Origin of the sequence: uncultured Arthrobacter sp., assembly GCF_902805515.1 — a bacterium.
Lineage (GTDB): Bacteria > Actinomycetota > Actinomycetes > Actinomycetales > Micrococcaceae > Arthrobacter_D.
The window spans coordinates 20,938-43,082 of record NZ_CADCTE010000156.1 but is presented as its reverse complement, the minus strand read 5'-3'; the positions used below and the strand labels follow the sequence as shown (position 1 = coordinate 43,082).

Annotated in this window: 23 protein-coding genes; 11 read left to right on the top strand and 12 right to left on the bottom strand. The window is 67.5% G+C overall.

Features of this window, described 5'->3' with window-relative positions; all coding sequences use genetic code 11:
- Positions 1–86: 86 nt before the first annotated feature.
- Positions 87–779: an SOS response-associated peptidase gene (locus tag QZX79_RS14415; protein WP_366485014.1), complete on the bottom strand. Its 693-nt coding sequence runs from the start codon at positions 777–779 to the stop codon at positions 87–89.
- A 170-nt stretch (positions 780–949) separates the two neighbouring features.
- Here QZX79_RS14415 and QZX79_RS14410 point away from each other — a divergent pair, with 170 nt between their 5' ends.
- The 3 genes from QZX79_RS14410 to QZX79_RS14400 all read left to right on the top strand — a co-directional run bounded on the left by QZX79_RS14410 (position 950) and on the right by QZX79_RS14400 (position 5,324).
- Positions 950–1,945 (top strand): DUF1524 domain-containing protein, encoded by a 996-nt coding sequence (locus QZX79_RS14410; protein ID WP_294569225.1) that lies wholly within the window; start codon positions 950–952, stop codon positions 1,943–1,945.
- 416 nt (positions 1,946–2,361) lie between these two features.
- Positions 2,362–2,673 (top strand): hypothetical protein, encoded by a 312-nt coding sequence (locus QZX79_RS14405; RefSeq protein WP_294569223.1) that lies wholly within the window; start codon positions 2,362–2,364, stop codon positions 2,671–2,673.
- Positions 2,674–2,747: 74 nt separating this feature from the next.
- Positions 2,748–5,324 carry a non-ribosomal peptide synthetase gene (locus QZX79_RS14400; RefSeq protein ID WP_294569221.1) on the top strand — a complete coding sequence of 859 codons (2,577 nt, stop codon included), beginning with the start codon at positions 2,748–2,750 and terminating at the stop codon, positions 5,322–5,324.
- Positions 5,325–5,327: 3 nt separating this feature from the next.
- Here the strand turns inward: QZX79_RS14400 and QZX79_RS14395 are convergent, their stop codons facing one another.
- Positions 5,328–6,158, bottom strand: a complete 831-nt coding sequence (locus tag QZX79_RS14395; RefSeq protein ID WP_294569219.1) for a DUF1684 domain-containing protein — start codon at positions 6,156–6,158, stop codon at positions 5,328–5,330.
- 153 nt (positions 6,159–6,311) lie between these two features.
- Between QZX79_RS14395 and QZX79_RS14390 the strand changes: the two genes are divergently transcribed.
- The 4 genes from QZX79_RS14390 (at position 6,312) to QZX79_RS14375 (ending at position 11,295) form a co-directional block, all read left to right on the top strand.
- Positions 6,312–6,761: a hypothetical protein gene (locus QZX79_RS14390; protein WP_294569218.1), complete on the top strand. Its 450-nt coding sequence runs from the start codon at positions 6,312–6,314 to the stop codon at positions 6,759–6,761.
- Positions 6,762–6,981: 220 nt separating this feature from the next.
- Positions 6,982–9,315, top strand: a complete 2,334-nt coding sequence (locus QZX79_RS14385) for a chromosome segregation ATPase (protein ID WP_294569216.1) — start codon at positions 6,982–6,984, stop codon at positions 9,313–9,315.
- A gap of 243 nt (positions 9,316–9,558) precedes the next feature.
- A complete protein-coding gene (locus QZX79_RS14380) occupies positions 9,559–10,707 on the top strand; it encodes a zinc-dependent alcohol dehydrogenase (protein WP_120169872.1) in 1,149 nt (382 codons plus the stop codon).
- A gap of 12 nt (positions 10,708–10,719) precedes the next feature.
- Positions 10,720–11,295 (top strand): hypothetical protein, encoded by a 576-nt coding sequence (locus tag QZX79_RS14375; RefSeq protein WP_294569213.1) that lies wholly within the window; start codon positions 10,720–10,722, stop codon positions 11,293–11,295.
- A 63-nt stretch (positions 11,296–11,358) separates the two neighbouring features.
- Here the strand turns inward: QZX79_RS14375 and QZX79_RS14370 are convergent, their stop codons facing one another.
- Together QZX79_RS14370 and QZX79_RS14365 are read right to left on the bottom strand one after the other, a co-directional pair.
- Positions 11,359–11,619 (bottom strand): GlsB/YeaQ/YmgE family stress response membrane protein, encoded by a 261-nt coding sequence (locus QZX79_RS14370; RefSeq protein ID WP_120169876.1) that lies wholly within the window; start codon positions 11,617–11,619, stop codon positions 11,359–11,361.
- A 211-nt stretch (positions 11,620–11,830) separates the two neighbouring features.
- Positions 11,831–12,244: a nuclear transport factor 2 family protein gene (locus QZX79_RS14365; protein ID WP_294569209.1), complete on the bottom strand. Its 414-nt coding sequence runs from the start codon at positions 12,242–12,244 to the stop codon at positions 11,831–11,833.
- A 227-nt stretch (positions 12,245–12,471) separates the two neighbouring features.
- Between QZX79_RS14365 and QZX79_RS14360 the strand changes: the two genes are divergently transcribed.
- Entirely contained in the window at positions 12,472–13,062 is a 591-nt protein-coding gene (locus QZX79_RS14360) for a TetR/AcrR family transcriptional regulator (protein WP_233091903.1), read from the top strand.
- 35 nt (positions 13,063–13,097) lie between these two features.
- On the opposite strand, the gene QZX79_RS14355 is transcribed toward QZX79_RS14360, so the two are convergent.
- The 3 genes from QZX79_RS14355 to QZX79_RS14345 all read right to left on the bottom strand — a co-directional run bounded on the left by QZX79_RS14355 (position 13,098) and on the right by QZX79_RS14345 (position 16,533).
- The gene (locus QZX79_RS14355) at positions 13,098–15,029 is read right to left on the bottom strand and encodes a PKD domain-containing protein (RefSeq protein ID WP_294569206.1); all 1,932 of its coding nucleotides are present in this window, start codon (positions 15,027–15,029) and stop codon (positions 13,098–13,100) included.
- 104 nt (positions 15,030–15,133) lie between these two features.
- A complete protein-coding gene (locus QZX79_RS14350) occupies positions 15,134–15,835 on the bottom strand; it encodes an HNH endonuclease (protein WP_294569203.1) in 702 nt (233 codons plus the stop codon).
- Between the two features lie 191 nt (positions 15,836–16,026).
- Positions 16,027–16,533 (bottom strand): metallophosphoesterase, encoded by a 507-nt coding sequence (locus QZX79_RS14345; protein WP_294569201.1) that lies wholly within the window; start codon positions 16,531–16,533, stop codon positions 16,027–16,029.
- A 140-nt stretch (positions 16,534–16,673) separates the two neighbouring features.
- Here QZX79_RS14345 and QZX79_RS14340 point away from each other — a divergent pair, with 140 nt between their 5' ends.
- A complete protein-coding gene (locus QZX79_RS14340) occupies positions 16,674–16,877 on the top strand; it encodes a hypothetical protein (RefSeq protein WP_120169886.1) in 204 nt (67 codons plus the stop codon).
- Between the two features lie 69 nt (positions 16,878–16,946).
- Complete coding sequence (locus QZX79_RS14335) at positions 16,947–17,324, top strand: hypothetical protein (RefSeq protein ID WP_294569197.1); 378 nt, start codon at positions 16,947–16,949, stop codon at positions 17,322–17,324.
- 198 nt (positions 17,325–17,522) lie between these two features.
- Here the strand turns inward: QZX79_RS14335 and QZX79_RS14330 are convergent, their stop codons facing one another.
- Together QZX79_RS14330 and QZX79_RS14325 are read right to left on the bottom strand one after the other, a co-directional pair.
- The gene (locus tag QZX79_RS14330; protein WP_294569195.1) at positions 17,523–18,680 is read right to left on the bottom strand and encodes a Vms1/Ankzf1 family peptidyl-tRNA hydrolase; all 1,158 of its coding nucleotides are present in this window, start codon (positions 18,678–18,680) and stop codon (positions 17,523–17,525) included.
- 170 nt (positions 18,681–18,850) lie between these two features.
- On the bottom strand, positions 18,851–19,018 hold the full coding sequence (locus QZX79_RS14325) for a hypothetical protein (protein ID WP_294569193.1): 168 nt from the start codon (positions 19,016–19,018) through the stop codon (positions 18,851–18,853).
- A 206-nt stretch (positions 19,019–19,224) separates the two neighbouring features.
- Between QZX79_RS14325 and QZX79_RS14320 the strand changes: the two genes are divergently transcribed.
- Positions 19,225–19,641, top strand: coding sequence for a CBS domain-containing protein (locus tag QZX79_RS14320; RefSeq protein WP_294569191.1), 417 nt, complete (start codon positions 19,225–19,227; stop codon positions 19,639–19,641).
- A gap of 76 nt (positions 19,642–19,717) precedes the next feature.
- Here QZX79_RS14320 and QZX79_RS14315 read toward each other — a convergent pair whose 3' ends face one another.
- The 3 genes from QZX79_RS14315 to QZX79_RS14305 all read right to left on the bottom strand — a co-directional run bounded on the left by QZX79_RS14315 (position 19,718) and on the right by QZX79_RS14305 (position 22,080).
- Positions 19,718–20,134, bottom strand: a complete 417-nt coding sequence (locus tag QZX79_RS14315) for a hypothetical protein (protein WP_294569189.1) — start codon at positions 20,132–20,134, stop codon at positions 19,718–19,720.
- A gap of 87 nt (positions 20,135–20,221) precedes the next feature.
- On the bottom strand, positions 20,222–21,076 hold the full coding sequence (locus QZX79_RS14310; protein WP_294569187.1) for an NAD(P)-dependent oxidoreductase: 855 nt from the start codon (positions 21,074–21,076) through the stop codon (positions 20,222–20,224).
- Positions 21,076–22,080 (bottom strand): aldo/keto reductase family protein, encoded by a 1,005-nt coding sequence (locus QZX79_RS14305; protein ID WP_294569185.1) that lies wholly within the window; start codon positions 22,078–22,080, stop codon positions 21,076–21,078. Before QZX79_RS14305 ends, QZX79_RS14310 begins: the two co-directional genes overlap by 1 nt.
- Between the last annotated feature and the right edge of the window lie 65 nt (positions 22,081–22,145).

Below are 22,145 nucleotides of genomic sequence, written 5' to 3'. Positions count from 1 at the left end.
CAGGGATCCGGGTGGAACGGCTGCCTGCTCGGCAACTTCTTGGGGCAACCGCCAACTGGCACGGGGGCAGCGGGCAGCGGGCGGGGCTATTCGGCCGGTTCGATGAGGTGCGGCCCGTCATTGCGGACGGATCCCACCTCCTTGCCCACCACGCGGGGGACGAGGACGGGTTCAGGGATCGCGTCGATCAGTTCCAGTACGTCCTTCTTTGAGGTCACCGCCGGATCGAGCCAGTCCGCCTGGAGGTCCTTCGGGACGATCAGCGGGGAGCGGTCGTGGATGTGCCCGAGGCTGTCGGTGGCGTCCGTGGTCAGGATGGTCGCCGTGGTCAGCCACTTCTCTGGATCTCCATCCGCCTTCTCCGGATCCGGCCAGAACTCGTACAGGGCGGCGAAGGCGATCAGGTCGTCCTCCCGCTCGGGGTGGAGGTAGGTGGGAGTCTTCGTTCCGTCGGGATTCTTCTGCCATTCGTAGTAGCCGTTCGCGGGGACCAGGGCCCGGCGTTTGGCGGCCGCCGTGCGGAAGGAGGGCTTGTCGAGGACCGATTCGGCGCGGGCATTGATCATCCGGGAGCCGATCTTGGGGTCCTTCGCCCACACTGGGACAAGGCCCCAGCGGGCGATGTCGAGCCGGCGGGTCAGGGTGCCATCGCTGAGTCGTTCCGAAACGAAGGGGATCCCTGTCATCGGGGCCACATTCCAGGACGGGTTCATTTCGTCCTCGAACGACTCGTCCACGTTGAACGCATCCAGCATTGCCGCCTTGTTTCCCGCGATCACGAAACGTCCGCACATGCTGCTATTGTGCCGCACTCCCCGCCCGGAGTCCGCTCCCTTCCGGTGGTGTCGAGACCAAACCGTTCACCGTACGGCGGGCCGCCGATAAGCGGGCGTGCCCGGGCGGTAGGGTCGAGGCTCAGCAAATTTGCACCATCACACCCCTGGGAACCATGCACCTTCGCACTACGAGAGCCGCCGTCCTGCTTGGGGCCGTCCTCGCGGCCGGCGTCGTCGGCTGCTCGCCCGCACTGCAGGGCGCCCCGGCGCCCGTGCCGTCGGTGGCACCCGCCCCGACAGCCACCCCGACGGTCAAGGGGCCGGACGGACCCGCAGATCCTGTCCCGGACGCGTCAATGCCGGCCGCCCCGGCGCCGCCGGCCGGGACGGCGCTCGCCGGCCTCGAGGCGCTCGCCGTCAAGGGGCGGGCACCGAAGACCGGCTACGACCGGGAGAAGTTTGGGCCGGCCTGGGCCGACGTCGATCGGAACGGCTGCGATACCCGCAACGACATCCTTGCCAAGGATCTCTCGGAGGAAGCCTTCAAGCCCCGCACCCGGAACTGCGTGGTGCAGGCCGGTGTCTTGAAGGACCCCTACACGGCGGCGACCATATCGTTCGTCAAGGGTGGGGATGCCCTTGTCGACATCGATCACGTCGTGGCGCTGGGCAATGCCTGGGAGACGGGCGCCCAGCAGCTTTCGGACCAGGACCGGCTGCGCTTCGCCAACGACCCGCTGAACCTCCTCGCCGTCGACGGGCCGGCCAACCGGCAGAAGGGCGACGCCGATGCCGCGACGTGGCTGCCGCCGAACGCATCGTTCCGGTGCGACTACGTGGCCCGGCAGACGGCGGTCAAGCTCAAGTACCGCCTATGGGTGACGGCCGCCGAACGAGGCGCGATCGAGCGGATCCTTCGGTCCTGCCCGGGCCAGCCGCTTCCCGATGCAACCACCGCTCCGCCCGCCGGCGCCCCGGCCGGCACACCCGGGAAAACCCCGCCTTCCGGCGGACCCGGTGGACAGGAGAGCATGCCGCCAACGGGGGAGGTGACCTACGGGAGCTGCTCGGACGTCGAGGCGGCCGGCGCCGCGCCGATCACCCCGGCGGACCCGGGGTGGGACGCCTCGTTCGACCGGGACGGCGACGGAATCGGGTGCCAGTCCTAGGGCGATGCGGAACGATTCGGGCAGCTTCGACCCCTCCAGACACGCGCGGGATTGCCCTTTTCCGAATTGCGTGCCACGCGGAAATTGCATGTTACGCTCCGGTAATGTCGCCAACTTTCTCGGTCGACTGATGCGCAACCGACGCATTTAAGTGTCGCGGAGCCGGGGCCTGCGAAGGCAGATCGGCCGCCGAACAGCGAGGGTCTCACCATGCCATGTGCACACCACGGGTTCGCCCGGATTGCGGCGGACGCCGCTCAGACCGCCCATCGGGCCGCCCGCTCCGCACGATTCAGGCGCACCGCGTGAGTGCGGCTCCGGATTACGATTCCGGGACCGGACCCCTGCCGGCCCGCAGCACACTGAGGCATCGAAGCGGCGCTGAACGGGACCCCGAAAGGTGGACGGGAAACCTCGTGGACTGCGGACCTGCCGAGGGCCCTTCCCTGATCGACGTGGTGCTCGATACCGCCGACGCCGGACCTGACGAGCTGCTTCAGTCCATCAAGGGGCTGGCCGCAGAGCTCGATTACTGCATCGTCCGCCTCGCCCAGTCTTCGTCGGCAGGAATTGCCGACCGGGACCTGCGGGTTGCCAACAGTTCGGCGGCGGAGTGGGTGCGGCGCACCCTCGAGGACATTATTGCCACCTCGGCGGGAATCCGCTTCGCGGGACGGGATCAGGTCCAGTCCTCCCCGGCGAGGGAAGGCCTTCCCGCAGCCGGCTGACCGGACCGGTCCGGCTTCGGCAACCGACGCGGCGCCGTTTTTACTTAGGTAACCCTTCCTCATAAGGTTACGCAGTGACCTCGCACTTGAACCTCACGCGTGCCTCCTTCGCCGCCGATCTCGCCCACCACGGGGACCGCCCGGCTGTGCTGATCGACGGTTCGACCCTCAGCTACCGTGAACTGGCCGGCCGCGTCGAGGCCTTCGCTGCCCGCCTGGGAACCCAGCGGCGGTTGGTGGCGCTCGCGGCCGCCAACGATCTCGATTCGCTCATCGCCTACCTCGCGGCGCTCTCGTCCGGCCATCCCCTCATCCTCGTTCCAGCCGACAAGCCGGCGGCCCTTGACTCCATCGTGGCGGCGTACGACCCCGACGTCGTCCTGCGCTCCGGCGGTTTTCCCTCCTTCGAGGAGCGGCGCCCCGGCACCGCGCACGAACTGCACCCCGAGCTTGCCCTGCTGGTCAGCACCTCCGGCTCAACCGGTTCCCCAAAACTGGTGAGGCTCTCCCACGAGAACCTCCAGTCCAACGCCGAGTCCATCGCCGAGTACCTGGCGATCGGGCCCGAGGACCGTGCCGCGACGACGCTTCCCCTGTCCTACTGCTACGGACTGTCGGTGATCAACAGCCACCTGCTGCAGGGGGCGGGCCTCGTGCTCACCGACCTGTCCGTCGTCGACCCCTGCTTCTGGGAGCAGGTCCGCGCCCACGGGGTAAGCTCCTTCGCCGCCGTGCCCTACACCTTCGAACTCCTTGAACGGGTGGGCTTCGCCGACCTTGAGCTTCCTTCCCTGCGGTACATCACCCAGGCCGGGGGGCGGCTCGCGCCCGAGCAGGTGCGCCGGTACGCCGCGCTGGGCGCTGAGCGCGGCTGGGACCTGTTCGTCATGTACGGCGCCACGGAGGCTACCGCCCGGATGGCCTACCTGCCCCCGGACCTGGCGGCCGCGCACCCGGGCACCATCGGCATCGCGGTGCCGGGCGGAGCCTTCCGCATCGACCCGGTGCCCGGGCTCGACGACGGCGAACTCGTGTACACCGGACCGAACGTCATGCTTGGCTACGCCGAGGTGCCGGCCGACCTGGCACTGGGCCGGACCGTTCAGGAGCTGCGCACCGGGGACCTGGCGCGACGGCACCCCAACGGCCTGTACGAGGTGGTGGGGAGGCGCAGCAGGTTCCTCAAGATCGTCGGGCTGCGCGTCGACCTCGGCCAGGTCGAACTTATTCTCGACGGCCTCGGCGTGCGCGCCTTCAGTGCCGGAACCGACGAACGGCTCGTGGTCGCGGTCGAGGGCGGAATTGATGCGCGGCTGCTCGGCAAGGTCCTCGCCCAGCGGCTGGGACTGCCCCGGGCCGCCGTCGAGGTCCACGGCGTCGACCAGCTCCCGCGCCTGTCCAGCGGCAAGCCCGACTATCCGGCCGTGCTCGCCCTGGCGGCGGCACCGGTCAGGGCGGTAGCGGAGGAGGCCCCAGCCGGAGACGGGCCGGAGGACCTTCGGAGGATCTACGCGGAGCACCTTGAGTGCGGCGCCGTCCGGGACGAGGACACCTTTGTCTCCCTCGGCGGGGATTCGTTGTCCTACGTGGCGCTGTCAGTCCGGCTCGAAAAGGTTCTTGGAGCCCTCCCTGCCGACTGGCACCTGATGAGGGTCGGGGACCTCGCCCGGCCGGCCCGGAAGGCACGGCCGGCGCGGCGTTTCCTCGCCCCGCTCGAGACGAGCATCGTCCTGCGGGCCGTTGCCATCATCTTCATCATCAGCACCCACGTGGGCCTGTTCACGTGGCCGGGAACCGCCCATGTACTGATGGCCGTGGCAGGCTACAACTTCGCCCGGTTCCAGCTCGCGGGGGTGCGGGTCGCCCGCCTGCGGCGCCAGCTACGGAGCCTCGGACGGATCGTGGTGCCCAGCGTGGCCTTTATCGCCTTCGCCTACCTGGTGACCGACCGGTACTCCCTGGCGAACATCGTGCTCCTGAATTCCCTGATCGGGCCCCGGCATGTGACCGCGGAGTGGCAGTTCTGGTTCGTCGAAGTGCTCGTGTATGTCCTGGTCTTCCTGCTGGCGCTGCTCGCGGTGCCGTGGGTGGACCGGGCCGAGCGGGGCGCACCGTTTGTCTTCCCGCTCGCCCTCACAGCACTGGGCATGCTGGGCCGCTACGACATCCCGCACATCAGCGTGCCGCACACCGCACCCGTGCTCTGGCTCGTTGGCCTGGGCTGGCTGATGGCCCGGTCCCGGACCGTCCTCCAGCGGTCGGTGGTGACGGCCATTGCGGCGCTGAGCGTGCCCGGCTTCTTCGACGACGCGGCCCGGGAAGCGACCCTGCTCGGAGGGCTCCTGCTGCTGACCTGGCTTCCTGCCATCCCGCTGCCGCGGAAGCTCCACCGGCCGGTCGGGGTCCTCGCCAGTTCCTCGCTGTACGCCTACCTGACCCACTGGCTGGTCTTTCCCCTGCTTGAACCCTTCAGCCCGGCACTCGCAGTGGGCGCCTCCTTGGTGGCCGGCGTGGCGTACTGGGCGCTGACGCAGCGCATCGCCGGCGTCGCCGGTCGTCTAAGGGCCCGCCGGGCACGGCAGCCTCTCAAGGCCCCGACGACGGAAACGGCGTCCATCCGCCAGGGGATGGACGCCGTTCGGCCGGGGTGATCCTCAGCCGGCAGGCTGGATGTCGACGGCTTTTTCCCCGGCCTCAACCTTCACGTCGAGGCTGTTGTTCCTCACCGGCATGGCGCAGGTGCCGTAGGGGGTGAAGGCGCTCGGATAGTTGATAGCGCGGTTGAAGTCGAGAACCACTGTGCCGTCGGGACGGGGCCGGCCGGTCTCCACCTTCCGCCAGTCGTCCGTCGTTTCGCCGTTGGTCTTGTCGTGGAAGGTCACCGTCAGGGCGCCGAGTTTCCCTTCCTCGGCCTGCAGCCGGTACTCGTGGTCGATGCCGGGCAGCCGGAACACGAGCTCACCGGCGCTGCGGTGCACCCCGTCCACGAGCGGGTTGGCGGTTCCGATCGGCACCTCGACCGGCTCCGGGTAACGCTCGAAGCGGGCAAGGACGGCGAGTTCCGGGCGGTAGTCGAAGGTCGGAACGCCCTCAAACGCGGTGAACACCGGGGAGTGCGAATCGCGGGTGCGGATGGCGTACTTGTTGCCCCGGACGGCAAGCTCGACCACAACGCGCCGGCCGTCCTCGCCGCCGAAGGCGACCCACATCAGGGATTCCTCATTGTCGAGGCTGGCGGTGAGGGCTCCTTCGACGGGCTCGCCCGTCTCCACAAGCGTCAACCCGTCCGCGGCGGCGGCCGTGAGGACTGCCTTGGCGCCGTCCGTGGACCACAGCCCCGGAACCGACTCCAGCGGGGAGGGCTCGGCCGGAAGCCACTGCAGCGAGGTGAGCGTCAGCCAGCCGTGCTCCTTGGCGAGAGCGGTGTTCCGGCTGTTGCGGAAGCGAAGCCATCGCTCCAGCTGGGCATTTTCGGGGGTGCTCATTCTTCCTCCAGGGATAGGTAACTACCTTCTCTCAACCGCGGGCCGGGGTCGGGAATTCCCGGTACGGCGGGGGCGGGAGGCCGCCTCGGGAGGATGCGTCCCGGGGGCATCAACCTCTGGCCGGTCACGGCCGGGCGGCGTAGCATGACCGCCATGGCTGAGCCTGAAATCGGGACTCTCATCCGGCGGGCGATGGACACCGGTGACGCATCGGTGATGCGCGAGGCATTCCTGCGCCTGATCGGCGGTGGCCACGATTCGCTCTCGCCCGAGGCCGAATACGAACTGCGGCATCCCGATTACGTGATGGAAATGCCGCAATCCGGGGAACGGATCCGCGGGCGGGACGCGATGCGGTCCATGCAGGAGCAATTCCCGGCGCCCCCCGACATCACCGTCCGGCGGGTCACAGGCGCCGCGACGGTCTGGGTGATCGAGGGAGTCAATGACTACGGCGGCGGAGAGCTCTGGAACGTCGTCGTGATCCTCGAGTTCGACGGGCAGGGCCGGATCCTGCGTGACACCCGCTACTACGCCAAACCCTTCGACCCTCCCGCCTGGCGCGCCGGCCTCGTGGAGCAGATGGGCGAGTCGGGCCAGTAGCGCCCGGGTCGGCGGCCGCCTGCCGGCACGCCGGTGTCCACCGGCCCGGCACCCCGACGATGCCGCTGCCCCGACCGGCGATGGGTCAGCAGGTAGTTCAGCGCCCGCTGACCAAGTAGTCCAAACGGTTTTCGAGTAGTGGTTACTGTGTCCTGACGCAACCAATGTCCATAGATTCCTTGAGGCAGCTACATCATCTTTTTCGGTCTCAGGAGTAATCATGCGCGACTCGCACGCGACATCCGTCCTTACCCGCCGTGTTGCAAGCGCAGTGATCCTGCCCGGCATCCTGACAAGCATGCTGGTGTTCGCCCCGCAGGCCTCGGCGACGACCGGCCCGACGTCGGGCATCTGCAACGGGGTGGTCAACCAGACGGCGCACCGCGGAGGCGTGCAGGAAAACCTGCTCCGGGCCGCCGCCAAGAAGAACGCGGAGCAGATTTCCAAACTGCAGGCCGAGCGGACCGCGCTCCAGACGTCCGCTGCCACCCTCAACACCCAGATCGCCGACACGGAGAAGGCAATCGCCGCCCTCGACGCCGAGGCCGCGCAGTTGGCCATCGACGAGAAGGCCGCCACCGCGGAACTCGCAGCCCTGACTGCGGACCAGGCGAGCGTGGCCACGTCGATCGAGGAAGCTACGAAGGCGCTGGCCGACCTCAAGGTGCGGCAGGCGGATACGGCTGCCGCACTCGCGCCCCTTCAAGAGCAGCTGACCGCCGCGCAGGCCGACTCGGAGAGCCTGAAGAAGCAGGCGGCGGACGTGGACGCGAACCTGGCGGCCCACCAGGAAGTGCTGAACACCGCCACCGGGGAGCTGGCCCTGCTTGACGCAGCGGCCGCCAACGCCTCAGGTGCCCTCGCCGCGCAGATCGAGGCGATCGCCGCCGCCGAGACAGCACTTGTTTCGCTGACGACGACTGCGCAGGACGCCGCTGCCGCGGTGACCGCCGCGGAGCAGGCCGTCTTCGAGTCCGAGGCCGAGCTTCAGCGCCTCGTCGACTCCGGCATCGCCGCGCAGGCCGAGCTCGATGCCCAGGCGGTCCGGATCGAGGAGGCGAAGACCGCCCTCGCCACGCGCCAGGCCGACGCCAACAAGGCCGCGGACGCCGTCACCGTGAAGAACGCCGAGATCACCACCGCACAGGGCGAACTTGGCGTACTTCAGGCCGATGCCAAGAAGGCTGCGGACGCCGTCACGGCGAAGAACACTGAGATTGCAGCCGCCCAGAATCAGCTCCCGGCCCTGAAGGCCGACGCAGCGAAGGCCGCCGACGCCGTCGCCGCAAATGCCGCAGCCACCACCTTGATCAACGGGCAGATCACCACCCTTCAGAACGACATTGCGGCTCTCGGTACCACGATCTCGACGAAGCAGACCCAGCTCACTGCGGCTCAGTCCGAGCGGACGGCGCTGCAGGCCCGGCAGACCCAGCTGCAGGACGAGATCAACGCCCTCAACGCCGAGATCGAAGCCATCAAGGGCAATGGCAAGAAGAAGGACGAACTGATCGCCCTGCGTAACACCAAGCAGGCCGAGCTCACTTCCGTGACGAACCAAATCACCCAGAAGTCCGGCATCATTGCTGGCCTTTCGGGCGACCTCTCCACGCTGCAGAACCAGGTCAACACACTCAACGCTCAACTGGTCGCCAAGCAGGGCGAAAGCAGCACCCTGCAGCGTCAGGCAGCCCCGCTGCAGGCCGCGCTGGCAACGGCCCAGGGCGCGGTTGCCACCAAGGAGGCAGAGATCCTGGGCCTCCAGGGCCAGCTGCCCGCCCTTGGAACGGCACTGACCGAGGCCAACGCCGCAGTGGCCGCCAAGCAGGAAGAACTGGCTGCCCTGCAGGGGAAGCTGCCGGCCCTCGAGGACGCCGCAGCCGCAGCCGCCGGTGCAGTGAGCGCCCAGGAGAAGGTTGTCGCCGACCTCGAAGCCGGCCTGCCGGCACTCACCGAGGGAGCCGCAGAGGCCGAGGCGGCCATCTCCGCCGAGCGGGCGGTGCTCGAGGAATTGCAGGGTGACCTTGCGGACGCCGAGGACGCGCTCGCAGCTGCGGATGCGGCCGTCGACGCCAAGAACGCGGAGTTGACCGGGCTGCAGGACCGGCTGCCGGCACTGCAGGCAGCCGCAGACAGCGCGGCCGCGGCGGCCGCTGCCAAGCGGGTCGAAATCTCCAAGCTGAACGCCGACATGGACAAGCTGGTGGCGGATCTCGCGGGGCTGAACGGGCAGATCGCTGCCAAGGAGGCCGCGGTCCTCGGGCTGCAGAACCAGGTGGCGCCCCTCCTGACCCAGCTCAACAGCCTCAACGGGGAAATCAGCGCTGCGGAAGCGGCACTGAAGACCCTCCAGGGCCAGCTGACCACCCTCGACAAGCAGGTCACCGACGCGCACGCGGTCCTTCGGAACCTTGAGGCGCAGAAGAAGACGAACAAGGCGGCCATCACCGCGCAGAAGGCCACTGTCAACTCGCTGCAGGACCAGCTGGGAGCCGTCCAGACCAAGATCGCCTCGATCGACAACCAGATCGCTCTCGGCGGCTGCGTGGCCTGATACCAGGACAGCACTCAACTACAGAAGGCCGCTGCCGGGATCCATCGATCCGGCAGCGGCCTTCATTTGGTGTCTGCCGTCTCGCTGCGCGGGGTTCGGGCAGGGCGGTGAGCCGCCCGGGCCCGCTAGCATCAACCGGGCCATCACGCTCGGCGGGGTGCGTCCGACAAAAATCTTGACCCTCTTTCCGCGGCCGTGGAACGCTACCAAGCAACCCTCGAACTGCCCTGAAAGGCGGCACTGATGCGAGCAATGGTCTACCGCGGACCGTACAAGATCCGGGTTGAGGAAAAGGACATCCCACCGATCGAGCACCCCAACGACGCGATCGTCCGGGTGACCACTGCGGCCATCTGCGGGTCGGATCTCCACCTCTTCCACGGCATGATGCCCGACACGCGGGTGGGAATGACCTTCGGCCATGAGTTCGTCGGCGTCGTCGAGCAGGTCGGCTCCTCGGTGCAGAACCTCAAACCCGGCGACCGGGTGATGGTTCCGTTCAACGTGTACTGCGGCACCTGCTACTTCTGCGCTCGCGGGCTGTACTCCAACTGCCACAACGTCAACGCCAACGCCACTGCGGTCGGCGGCATCTACGGGTACTCGCATACCTGCGGCGGGTACGACGGCGGCCAGGCCGAATACGTCCGGGTGCCGTTCGCCGATATCGGGCCGAGCATCATTCCCGAGTGGATGGATGAGGAGGACGCCGTTCTGCTCACCGATGCCCTCGCCACCGGCTACTTCGGCGCCCAGCTCGGGGACATCGTCGAAGGGGACACCGTCGTCGTCTTCGGTGCCGGGCCGGTCGGCCTGTTCGCCGCGAAGTCCGCCTGGCTCATGGGCGCCGGGCGGGTGATCGTCATCGACCACCTCGAGTACCGCCTGGAGAAGGCCCGCACTTTCGCCCACGCCGAGACCTACAACTTCGCCGAGTACGACGACATCGTCGTCGAGATGAAGAAGGCAACGGACTACCTGGGCGCCGACGTCGTCATCGACGCGGTCGGAGCCGAAGCGGACGGCAATTTCCTCCAGCACGTCACCACCGCCAAGCTCAAGCTCCAGGGCGGCTCGCCGATCGCGCTGAACTGGGCCATCGATGCCGTGCGCAAGGGCGGGACCGTCTCGGTGGTGGGGGCCTACGGCCCGATGTTCAGTGCCGTGAAGTTCGGCGACGCGCTCAACAAAGGGCTCACGCTTCGCATGAACCAGGCCCCCGTGAAGCGCCAGTGGCCGCGTCTGTTCGAACACATCCGCAACGGCTACCTCAAGCCCAGCGATATCGTCACGCACCGGATTCCGCTTGAGCACATCGCCGAGGGGTATCACATCTTCTCGGCCAAGCTCGATAACTGCATCAAGCCGCTGATCATCCCCGGCGCCAACTGAGAGGAAAGCACCGTGCCATACACAGCCAATAAGCCGAGCCGGGCGAGGTCGAGCGATGAACTGCGCGCCGCTATTCCCGGCTGGGGGGCGGACCTCGACCCGAAGGACCGCCCCTCGGTGCCAAAGGAACAGTTCGACCCGGGCCTCAACGGCGCCCGCTGGGACTTCCCGGAGCGCCAGCCGGAGAAATGGCCCCGGGAGCGCTCAATCGAGCACAAGTTCCTTACCCCCGTCTTCGGGACCTCGGCGCCGCCCAGGGGGGTTTCCGGAGTGATCCGGAAATACTCGTACAAGAAATACAGCGAAGGTCGTGCGGCGCACTGGCTGCTGCTGCTCGCCGCGGACCGGGTGGATGCGTGGGAGCAGCACCTGGCTTCGTTCGGAAGCCTCCGCCCGGACAATCCGATCACCGAAACCGGCGTATTGAGTGAGTTTTCACGCCATGGGGTTACGTCGCGGTTCGGAAAGAAGCGCGCGGATCTGAACCACCAGTGGATCGACCCCATTCTCGTGGGTGGTCCGTGGCTGATAGCCGGCGGACTGGGGTTCGCCGCCGTCCGTCGGCTCGCCCGGCTCCGCCGCACCTGACCGGCATCTTCCCGGCAGGTCAGAGCGGGGCCGGCGGGCGCCGGCCCCGCACGATGCCCGGGGTCAGCGGGTGACGCGGCGGCGCCCGGCCACGCCTTCGGCGACGCCGATCAGCAGGACGGCGGCGATGACCGAGACGATGAAGCCAAGGACATTGAGTTCGAAGATGTCCCCGGTGCCCAGGAGGCTGGCGATCGAGCCCCCGATGACCGAGCCAACGAGGCCCAGCAGCAGGGTGGCGACCAGCCCGAGGTGCTGCTTGCCCGGCTTGATCAGCCGCGCGAGTGCGCCGATGATGAGCCCGGCAATGATGAATCCAATCACTGTTGCGTACCTTCCTTGCTGACGTATCCCGCTGGTGCGGGGCGCGCTGCAGTATGCAACGCCGTTCTCCTCGATCCTATGGCCCCTGCGGACCGGTGGCCGGAATGGAAGGGGTGCGCACTATCACTCGCCTCCGTTGCCGATGGTGGTGTAAAGGCACGGGAGGGGGCCTTTCTGGACTCCGCGGGGCCGGAAGAGCGGTGGAGGCGGCTCAGTCGAAGAATGCCTTGGCCACAGCCTCGGTGTCTTCGGAGAGATGCATCCGAATGAACCTGCCGTCGGCGGCAACGAGGTGGAGGACGGCCGGGGTCACAAAGGAGCGGCCGGTGCTGCGGGCTGTATGCGCGAAGGTGGCGAAGATGACGGCGTCCTCTCCCGAGAGGACGAGCTTGTCGAGTTGAACGCTGCTCTTATCGGAGTCGAAGTGCGGCCACATCGTGGTGAAGTATTCAGCGACCTGGGATCCCTTGGAGCGGATGCCCGTCCACGGCAGGTCCGGGTGGCCGGGGACGTACCAGTCGATGTCGTCGGCGAACAGGGCTTCGACGCCTTCGGCGTCCTTATTTCCCAGGGCCTGAAGGAAACGGGTGACGAGGCTCTCGAGGGATGAGTCGTTATTTACCATACGTTCAAGAATGGTGCTTATTGACCTTACCGTCAAGTAAGGCCCTGCGCGTACTTCCTGCCGGCGTCCGGCCTGTCGCCCGCGTACCCCGGGCCTCCGGCACCCTGGGATAGGGGTGGTGCCGACACTCGGTCCGAGTGCTGGTCCATGGGAGAATTGATGGAATTCCGGCTGCGGCTCGTCCGTTGATTTCCACGGATGCGTTCGATGGCAGGAGGGTGAGGCTGATGGCGGCTCGAGGCAGGCCCCGTGAGTTCGATGTCGATGAGGCCCTTGAGCGCGCGGTCGACGTCTTCTGGCGCCAAGGGTATGAGGGCACGACCCTTGAGGACCTTACGAACGCGATGAGCATCAGCCGCCCGAGCCTGTACGCGGCCTTCGGCAACAAGGAAGGCACGTTCCGGCAGGCGATCGGCCGGTACGCACGGGTCGAGATGTCCTACATCGATGCAGCCCTTGCCATGCCCACCGCGCGCGCGGTGGCGGAGCATTACCTGCGCTCCAACGTTGTCTCGATCACGCTGCCCGATCGACCCCGCGGATGCCTCTCCATCCAGGGCGGGCTCTCCGGCCATCCCACCGACCAGCGGATTGTCGATTTCCTGAACGAGAGCCGCGGCGCCGGCGAGGCCCGGTTCGTCCGCCGCTTCCAGCAGGCCATCGACGAGGGCGATCTTTCCGCATCCGAGGACCCCGCCGAGCTGGCGCGGTATCTTGCCACGGTCACGGCAGGGCTCGCCGTCCAGGCCTCGGCCGGGGCGTCCCGTCCCGACCTGGCCCGGGTGGCGGAACGCGCCTTGGCCGCCTTTCCCCGGTGACCCCCCGCCGGCACCAGCGGGGGACTTGGGCGGTGTTATTCCGCGAGGGTGCCGGTGATCTCGTCGACCTTGATGGTGACCGGGGCGTTGGTCGCCCCCGATGAGAGGTAGGTGTTGATGCCGGCGGCCCCGGGGGTCTGGAGCCCGGGGGCGGAATCGCTGGTGTCGATCTGCCATTCCGAGGGTTCGGGTTCTCCTGCCTTCCAGACCTTGGCGCGCAGGGTTGTCGGACTCGTGCCGGTGGCCTGGGCCCGCACATTGACGATCTCGCCTCCGGCGACCGTGAGGTCGGGGACTATAACAACAGGCCCGATCTGCACCTCGGCGCCGTCCCTGTTGACCCGGTCGATCAGGAAGGAAATCTCGCCCTCCGGCGAGAATCTAAGGACCGTTCGGTAGGCCCCGGCGCGGTCGGTCTGTCGGGTGATCAAGCGCAGATACAGGCTTCCTCCGGCCGGGCGCCGATCCACCCCGAGGGCGGCTCGCAGGTCCGTTCGAGAGCTGTTCACCGCGTCCAGGGACGCGGACGCTCCCGATGCCGGTGTGGCAAGCTGCATGATCCCGCTCCCGTCCGCCACACTGAAGGCGCCCGGTTCGCCGCTGTCAGTCCAGGCCCCACCTTCCTCGGCGTCGCCCCAGCCGGTTTCCGTGGTGCGCTCGAACGGGTCCGAGAAGGTCGAAGCCGCCCCTTCGCCCACCGAAACCTGTTTGGAGACGGTTTCACTGCCTGCCTTGTCCTTGACGGTCAGGGAGATCTCATAGTCCCCCGGAGCGTCATAGGTGACGGTCGGCCGGACCCCGGTGGCGGTTTCGCCGTTCCCGAAGTCCCACGTGTAGGTGCGGTTCCCCTGCGCGGGCAGGGGCGTGGAGGCGTCAAAGGCGCAGCCGAGGCCTGCGCAGTCCTCGGTGAAGGAGGCCTCGCCATCCCGGCCTCCCGCTTTCCCCCGGATGGTGAAGGAGTCTTCGAAGGTTCCGCCGGCCGCCCGAACGAATTCGGCCGAGATTGAGCGTTCGGTGACGGAGACATCGAGCAGGCCGTGAGTGGGATTGGCGTTGGTGGCCGTCCGGGCCGCGAAGTAACCGGCCTCCGGATCGGCGGGGTTGGCGTCGCGGAGGCCGATTCCACCAGTGCCGATGGTCGCGAACACCGTGCCCGGGCCCTGGGCGAGTGAAGTGTCGGTGTCGGTGATGCACTCCTCATTGAAGGCGTCGGGGACGATTGCGGCGCAGCCGTCCCCATGCCCGATCTGGTAGGTGCGCTGGTACAGGTGCTCGTGGCCGTTGAGTACGAGGTCGACCTTCTTGCTGATCAGCAGGTTGGTGAGCTCTTCGCCCGCCGAGCAGCTGTACTCGCCCAGCGACAGGCACGGCATGTGGTTTCCAACGATCACCCACGGGATGCCGCTGTCGCGGGCACCGTCGATCGCCGACTCCGTCCAGGCGTAGTGGTCCGAGCCGGGACGGTAATCCCAGGACGTTTCACTTTCGGGGAAGACCAGGCCCGGGGAGATCATCACGAAGCGGGCGATCGGGTCCTCGGCCGGCACATCGACGTACCACTCGCGCCCGTAGGTCCCCACCAGTCCGGGCAGCCGGTTGGGCAGGCAGGCGGAGAAGTCGTTGATGTTCCCGTCACTGCCATCGCTCTCATGGTTGCCGGCGATCAGCTGGAAAGGGAAGGCTGTACCCACCTTGCTCGTGACGAAGTCGCACCATTCCTGTTCCCCGCCCGGACGCCCGTAGGACAGGTCCCCCAGGGCCAGGGTGAATTCCGGGGACAGCGAGGCATTCTTGGTCAGGACGGCCGCTGCTTCGCCCGAGGCGGCGAAGTCCCCTGCCGCGGTGAAGTGGATTGCGGCCGCCGGCTTGCGCTCACCGTCCCCGTCGCGGTTGAGCAGAAGGAAGCCTCCAACCAGAAGGGCGAGAACAGCAATCACTGCAGCCGCTATCCCGAAGACACGGACCATCGTTACCTCTTGTCATTGAAGGGGCCCCAGCACCAGCCTTCGACATTCGGCTCGTGACGTATCCGCAGTATATGAGGGCTTCTGCGGATCTGACCACGGCCCTCCTAGCGTGCTCCCAGGATCCGCACAGCGTCAGCCTGGGCCGTCAGCTGCTCCGGGCTCAGTGCTGTCCCCGGCATAAACCCTGCGGCGGACCTCAGCGCGCGCAGTTCGGCCGGCGAGTAGGGGTCCGGGAGGCGCCGGTGTGCCATGGAGTGGCAGTTGGGGCACAGCGGGACAAGATCGGCGATCGGGTCGAGTTCATAGCCCGCCCCGAGGCGGGCGGCCGGGACGAGGTGGTGCACGTGCACGAAGTCCCGACCGGGCGGTCCGAAGGCCTCCTCGAAGGAGAAGCCGCAGACCGCGCAGGAGGTCCCGTGGTGGGCGAGGCAGACGCGGCGAGCGGAGGGGTCCCTTTCGTACCGGTTGACCCGGGCCTGGGCCAGCGCGTCCGGGGGGAGGGTGCCGGGGGGCGGAAGGAGGGGGTCTGCCTCTTCAGGGGCGCTGGTCTCGGCCCACAGGGTCCGCAGGGCCGGCCCGGCCGCGGCTGGGATCCGGCGGGAGGGACGGTTCACCCCCCAGGCGATGCCCGGGACACGCAGGGTCAGCAGGTCCAGGGGAATCGAGTCTCCCCGGGGCCTCAGCGCATCGAACTCGACGATGCCCGGCGCCCCGCCCCGGCCGGCCGGTTCGGGATCGGGGAGCGAGGCGACCCTGCCGTGGCCCAGAACGCCGCGGTCGCGGCTTCCCTGGCTGAACAGCCACACCTCGGTTCCTGCTGTTGCCTGGAGGGGAGGAAGGAGCCACCTGCAGCGGAAAAACCCGGCCCCGGTGACCTCGTCTCCAGCCGACCGGTACCCGCCAAAGGGGTCATCACCCCGGTCGGGATTCCAGCCAAGCAGGATCATAGGGCCAGTGTGCCATGCCCGGCAGCGCTTGCGGAGGCCCGTCCGGCGGGTCAGGCCCGGACCGGCAGGAGGTGCTGGTCGACGTCGAGCCGGTGGCCGTCGACGGTTGCCGTCAGGTACGAGCAGTGCGGCTGCCGCCGTCGATCGGTCGGGGATCCCGGGTTCAGCAGTCTCATGCCGGCACCGGTGACGGTATCCCATGGAATGTGGCTGTGACCGAAGACCAGCACGTCCGTTCCGGGGAATTCGCGGTCCATCCGCTGTTCCCTCCCGGTCTTTGCGCCCGTCTCATGGACGACGGCGAAGCGGAGCCCCTCGATCTCTTCCCGTGCCACGAGCGGCAGTTTGGCCCGCAGGGCGTCGCCGTCGTTGTTGCCGTAGCAGCCCAGGAGGCGCCGGGAGCGGTCGCGAAGTTCTTCGAAGAATGAAATGTCCGTCCAATCTCCGGCGTGAACCACGAGGTCGGCGCTTTCGACCGCGGGCCAGAGGCCTTCGGGAAGGGTTTTCGCGCGGGAGGGGATATGGGTGTCCGAAAGGATCAACAGGGAGGTTGGCATGGCAGGAATTGTGCCAGCTTCGAAGGGTTGACGCCCGTGACAATCAGCAGGGGGTGTGCAATGCTCTCAGTAAGCGTGCTTAGTATTCCAGTTTTTCGAACCGGCGTCCAAGGTCTGGACGTCCGAGCAACGGAGGAACTATGAACATCGATAAATCACAAATCATTGAGCTGTTGAAGTCGCAGGGCAATTCGGATAAGGCGGGCCAGGCCGAGTCCGAGCTACCCGACACTGTAGACACCGAGCAGCACGCGGGACTCCTCGCCAAGCTCGGCATCGATCCGCAGGACCTCCTGGGCAAGCTGCCCGGCGGTCTTGGCGGTCTTGGTGGCCTCGGCGGTTAATCCGCCGGGCTCCAGCACATTGAATGAGGCACCGCGCACGTCAAAGGCGACAGGGAAGGTGAACGGGCAGTGGAGACAAGTCAACTGATCTGGATCATTGTTGGGATCATCGTCGTGCTGGCGGTGATCGGAGTGGTGGTAGCGCTGAGCCGGAAACGCCGGCAGGCCCACGTTGAGCGACAGAAGGAAAAGGGCCGACGGCAGGCAGCCGAAATTCGGGAGCAGGCCCAGGAGACGGAACTCGAGGCGCGTGAACGCGAAGCCAAGGCAACCATGGCTGAGGCCGAGGCGCAGCGTGCCGAGGTGGAGGCCGAGCGGCTCCGCCGTCAGGCCTCGGAGCGCCAGACGGACGCCCAGGGCCTGCGGGAAGAAACGATGAACCACGCCCGCAAGGCCGACGAGCTCGATCCTGACGTCGACACCCGCCGCCGCGACAGCGGCAAATAGGTTCGGCCGCGACAGCGGCAAATAGGTTCGGCCGCGGCAGCGGCAAATAGGTTCGGCCGCGACAGCGGCAAATAGGTTCGGCCGCGGCAGCGGCAGGTAGGTGCCTGACTAACTACGCCGGACGACACGCAGTCGGACGACACACAGCGGGACTCCCCAGCCGATGCTGGGGAGTCCCGCTGTGTGTGGGCCCTGAACCTAGGTCGCCGCAGGGACGGCCGGCCCGGTGGGCCAGCGCAGCAGGGCTGCGATCGGCTTCGAATCGAGCGCGCCCGGAGGGTAGAGCACCGTGTCTGCGTCGGTGAGCGCCGCTGCGCGGAGGATCGCGGCAAGGGCGGGCACCGAGCCGAGCACCGACGCTCCGGCGGTCTCCTCCGGGGACGTCGTTACCCACGGAGCGGCGTCGAGGGCGAGCAGTGTGCGGTTGTCCCAGGCCGTCGATTCGAGCAGTAGCGTTTCGACCTGGGCCTGCTGGAGTGCCGCAACAACAGCGCCAATTCCTGCGGCTGAGGTCCTGGTCGCCTGTCCTTCCTGTTCGGCGAGCCGCTCCAGCAGCTGATGCTGGCGGTCGGCCATGACCCTCGTGACGAGCTGGTCCACCTGGAGGGCGAACGTTTCATTGTCGGATCCGCCCGTGCGCGTGTGGCTGTCGACGACGCTCAGCAGTGACCGGGTTTCTTCGGAGACCTGGTCAGCAACGAGCTGGCGGGCCCTGATGTCCCCGGAGACTACGACAAGTTTCGCCCGGGTAGCGGAGACCACCGTGTCGATTTCGGCTGCCACCTCAGCCGCATTGGATTTCCAAACCTTTTCCGCGTGGTGGTGGTACCGCCCATGGGCCCAGCCGCCGGCGTGGACCTTGCGCATGTGTTCGGTGTCGCCTTCGATGTGGGCCACTGGTTCGCCGCGGTTCGGCCCGCCCCAGGTCCTGTCGGCATGCCTCAGGTAGACCTCCCCGCCGTCCCGGCCCACCTCGGCGACGACGTAGGGGAATCCTTCAGGGCAGTGTCGGAGGAGCGGACTCAGGTCAGGGATCGGTCCCACGGCAATCACCGGCTCGCCGGTGACAAGTCCGCCGGGGAGGAAATCGTCGATGGCTGCCTCGCCGCCGTGAACCAGGATAAACCGGGAGACAGGATCGGGGAGGCCTTTTGCCGTTTTCGAAAGAGCCGCTGTGGCTGCCTTGATATCTTCCTTCGGCGCGCCCGCCTGCTCCATCGCATCCGCGACACTGCGGGGGAGGATGTCGTCACTCGCGAAAGAGTCGACTGTGCCGGTGCTTCCGTCAACGTAGATCGTGGTCCACGGTCCGGGGAGCTTGTAGAGGTTGGCGTGGTCCTTCAGTGCGTGGGTCATTGGCAGCACCTTTCTCTGTGTGCTCGTGCGCCGTCCCCGGCGCAGCCTGCGGGAGGTACGTACGGTTTACCATCGCGGCCGGGCACTGGAAAGCGCAGACCGCAAGAATGACGGGCGGATGGAGCTTTAAGACCGGCGCCGGTCGAAGGCAGCGCCCCAGGCCGGCCTTTTCAGGAATCCGCCGCGCCGGCGCTGCCCCCACCGGAATACTCCTCGGCCGAATCCTCTCCTTCGGCTGCATCCTGCGCCCGCTGGCGGATGTCCGTGGAGTCGGACCCAAGGTCGCCTTCAGCGGGCTCCTCGGTGTGGGCGCGTTCCTGATCGGGGGAATCTGACATAGCCGCTACCGGTCCTTTCGATGAAGAAGGAAGAAAGTAAGCTCCCTTATGGTCAGTCTACGGAGCCGCCGCTCGAAGGAAAACCCCTCGGACTTCTTTGCTTCGGACGCGGGTGGGCGGATACTGCTAAGCAGGCTTACGGTTCGTTTCCGGAGCCCGCGGCCGCGTCCACCGGCGCGGCGCACCCAAGCAGGAAGGAGAGCGTTATGCCAACTACAGCGCGAGACATCATGACCGGCAGCGTCGAATGCGTGGGCGAGAAGGACACCCTGCAGCAGGCGGCAGTGAAGATGAGGGACCTCGATGTTGGGTCGCTCCCGATCTGCGGCGAGGACGGCCGGCTCAAGGGCATGCTGACGGACCGCGACATCGTGGTGAGGTGCCTGGCGGACGGAGGCGACCCAGCCAGTGTCACGGCCGGTGACCTCGCTCAGGGCAAGCCGGTGACCATCGGCGCCGACGACACCGTTGAGGAGGCGATCCGCACCATGCAGGACCATCAGGTCCGGCGGCTGCCCGTGATCGACGGGCACGACCTCGTCGGGGTGATCAGCCAGGCCGACATCGCCCGCAACTACCCGGAGGACCGGGTGGGCGACCTCGTCGAACTGATTTCGTACTAATCCCGCTCCGGAACGACGACGGCGGCCGCCTCTCCAAAGGGGCGGCCGCCGTCGCGCGGGCAACTCGACTGGATGCCTACTGGAGGTCCTTGTCGTCGAGATGGCTCAGCGGCGATCCGCCGCTGTTGGAGGGATCGTCGCTCGAGTCCACCTCGTCGTCCTCGCCGATGCCGAAGTCGACGTCGTCGGAGGCCTCTCCCAGCGTGGGGACGTCCGGAGGGATCTGCTCGTCACCGTGCTCCCACCGTGCCCGCGCAGTTTCGTCGCGGAGGATCTGGTCGGTGAGCCGCGAGTCATCCTCTTCGTCGTACCCTTCGCCCTGGAGCAGCGGGTCCTCCTGCCACCGGTCCGGGTTGTCCTCCGCCGCGCCCGGGTACAGGTCAGCGTCCTCCCCGGTCAGCGGATCCAGGTCGGCCAGCGACCTTTCCTCCACTTCGAGCTCGTCGTCGGTGATGATGGTGAGGTCCTCGTCGGGGAGGTTCTCTTCGGTCATGGTTTCACCTCTCGTTGCGGTGGGCGCACTGTCCATCCTTCATCAGTAAGCCTACTGATCTTTTTTCCCTGTCGGTAGTCGCCGCCCTTACCGGGGGTCCCGCCAGCTGTGCCGGGGTTCGAAGCCGAGCACCCGGCGCGCCTTATCGATGGAGAGCAGCGTTCCGTTCCCGTCGACGTCCCTGCGGAACTCCACCGCCGGAAACACCTCGGCGGCCAGCTCCGCGCTGGAGCGGGTCATCACCGTATCGGCGGCGGCGATCAGGAAGGTGTCGAAGCCCGGCCCGGCATGCTCGAGTGCCTTCTGCACCGCCTGCGCGCCGTCGCGGCCGTCAATGTATCCCCACAGGTTCCACTTCCGCAGCCGGGCGTCGGCGTCGAAGGAGGGGAATTCGTCGTAGTCCTCCGGGTCCATCACATTGGAGAAGCGGAGGGCCGTGATGCTCAGGGCGGGATCCCACCGGGCGAGCTCGGCGGCCATCTGCTCCTCGAGGTGCTTCACCAGGGAATAGGTGCTCTCGGGGCGTGCGGGATACTCCTCGTCGACGGGCAGGTACGGGGGATCCGTGTCGAAGGGCAGGCCCTGGACGGTCTCGCTCGAGGCGTAGACGATCCGCCGGATGCCGGCGCGCCGGCACGCCTGGAAGACGTTGTAGGTGCACGCCATGTTGTTCGCGAAAGTCGCCGCGTCCGCCGTGATCCCCGGGGCGGGGATCGCCGCAAGGTGCACCACGGCGTCGAAGCCATCGTGTACGCCGTCCACGCCGAGCAGGGCGTCGAGCACCTGCCCGTAGTCGCGCAGGTCGATCCGCAGGAAACCGTCGCCGCGCTCGCCGTGCTGGTCGAGTTCGAGGACCGTGTGGCCCGCCTCCCGCAGGCCGCGCACCACGCTGCGGCCCAGCTTCCCCGATGCGCCCGTGACGGCGATGCGTGAGCTGCCCATCAGGCCGGCCGCTTCTCGGGGGACTGCGTGCGGGCCGGGTCCCGTTCGGCGAGTGCGCCGAGCGTTTCATCGATGGCCGCCATAACGTCCGCCTCAAGGACGACGCCGGAGGCCGCGGCGTTTGACTCAACCTGCTCCGGCCGGGAGGCGCCGATGATGGCGGAGGCGACATTGCGGTTCTGCAGCACCCAGGCGATGGCCAGCTGGGCCATCGTGAGTCCGACGCCGTCGGCGATCGGCTTCAGCCGCTGCACGCCGGTAAGGACGTCGTCCTCCATCCAGCGCTTGATCACTGCGGCGCCGCCCTTCTCGTCCGCGGCGCGGGTCCCCGCTTCGGGTTCCCTTCCCGGCAGGTATTTGCCGGTCAGGACGCCCTGGGCGATCGGGGACCAGACGATCTGGGACAGGCCCAGCTCCTCGGAGGCCGGTACGACCTCCTCCTCGATCACCCGCCACAGCATCGAGTACTGCGGCTGGTTGGAGATCAGCTGGATTCCCAGCTCCCGGGCCAGGGCGTGCCCGGCGCGGATCTGGTCCGCCGTCCATTCGCTGACCCCGATATAGAGGGCCTTGCCCTGGCGGACGACGTCGGCGAAGGCCTGCATCGTCTCCTCAAGCGGGGTCTCGCTGTCGTACCGGTGCGCCTGGTACAGATCGACGTAGTCCGTCTGCAGGCGGCGCAGGGAGCCGTCGATGGAGTCCCGGATGTGCTTGCGGGACAGCCCCACCTCGTTGTGGCCCTTGGACCCGGTGGGCCAGTAGACCTTGGTGAAGATCTCGAGGGTCTCCCGGCGCTCGCCCTTCAGCGCCTCGCCCAGCACCGTCTCCGCCGCCGTATTCGCGTAGGCGTCGGCGGTGTCAAACGTGCTGATGCCGACGTCGAGCGCGGCGCGGACGCACCGCATCGCCACATCGTTTTCCACCTGCGACCCGTGGGTCAGCCAGTTCCCGTAGGTGATTTCGGAGATTTTCAGTCCACTGTTGCCGAGGTATCGAAAGTCCATGTCCCGATGCTACCGAGGTCGAATGCTCCTGCGGGCCAAAGCGGTTCCCGCGTCGCGTCATGCGG

Excerpts from the sequence above, each read along its gene's own strand:
- QZX79_RS14410 (WP_294569225.1), top strand. The coding sequence starts at position 950 with ATGCACCTTCGCACTACGAGAGCCGCCGTCCTGCTTGGGGCCGTCCTC.
- QZX79_RS14395 (WP_294569219.1), bottom strand. The coding sequence starts at position 6,158 with ATGAGCACCCCCGAAAATGCCCAGCTGGAGCGATGGCTTCGCTTCCGC.
- QZX79_RS14390 (WP_294569218.1), top strand. The coding sequence starts at position 6,312 with ATGGCTGAGCCTGAAATCGGGACTCTCATCCGGCGGGCGATGGACACC.
- QZX79_RS14385 (WP_294569216.1), top strand. The coding sequence starts at position 6,982 with ATGCGCGACTCGCACGCGACATCCGTCCTTACCCGCCGTGTTGCAAGC.
- QZX79_RS14380 (WP_120169872.1), top strand. The coding sequence starts at position 9,559 with ATGCGAGCAATGGTCTACCGCGGACCGTACAAGATCCGGGTTGAGGAA.
- QZX79_RS14365 (WP_294569209.1), bottom strand. The coding sequence starts at position 12,244 with ATGGTAAATAACGACTCATCCCTCGAGAGCCTCGTCACCCGTTTCCTT.
- QZX79_RS14360 (WP_233091903.1), top strand. The coding sequence starts at position 12,472 with ATGGCGGCTCGAGGCAGGCCCCGTGAGTTCGATGTCGATGAGGCCCTT.
- QZX79_RS14355 (WP_294569206.1), bottom strand. The coding sequence starts at position 15,029 with ATGGTCCGTGTCTTCGGGATAGCGGCTGCAGTGATTGCTGTTCTCGCC.
- QZX79_RS14345 (WP_294569201.1), bottom strand. The coding sequence starts at position 16,533 with ATGCCAACCTCCCTGTTGATCCTTTCGGACACCCATATCCCCTCCCGC.
- QZX79_RS14340 (WP_120169886.1), top strand. The coding sequence starts at position 16,674 with ATGAACATCGATAAATCACAAATCATTGAGCTGTTGAAGTCGCAGGGC.
- QZX79_RS14330 (WP_294569195.1), bottom strand. The coding sequence starts at position 18,680 with ATGACCCACGCACTGAAGGACCACGCCAACCTCTACAAGCTCCCCGGA.
- QZX79_RS14325 (WP_294569193.1), bottom strand. The coding sequence starts at position 19,018 with ATGTCAGATTCCCCCGATCAGGAACGCGCCCACACCGAGGAGCCCGCT.
- QZX79_RS14320 (WP_294569191.1), top strand. The coding sequence starts at position 19,225 with ATGCCAACTACAGCGCGAGACATCATGACCGGCAGCGTCGAATGCGTG.
- QZX79_RS14315 (WP_294569189.1), bottom strand. The coding sequence starts at position 20,134 with ATGACCGAAGAGAACCTCCCCGACGAGGACCTCACCATCATCACCGAC.
- QZX79_RS14310 (WP_294569187.1), bottom strand. The coding sequence starts at position 21,076 with ATGGGCAGCTCACGCATCGCCGTCACGGGCGCATCGGGGAAGCTGGGC.
- QZX79_RS14305 (WP_294569185.1), bottom strand. The coding sequence starts at position 22,080 with ATGGACTTTCGATACCTCGGCAACAGTGGACTGAAAATCTCCGAAATC.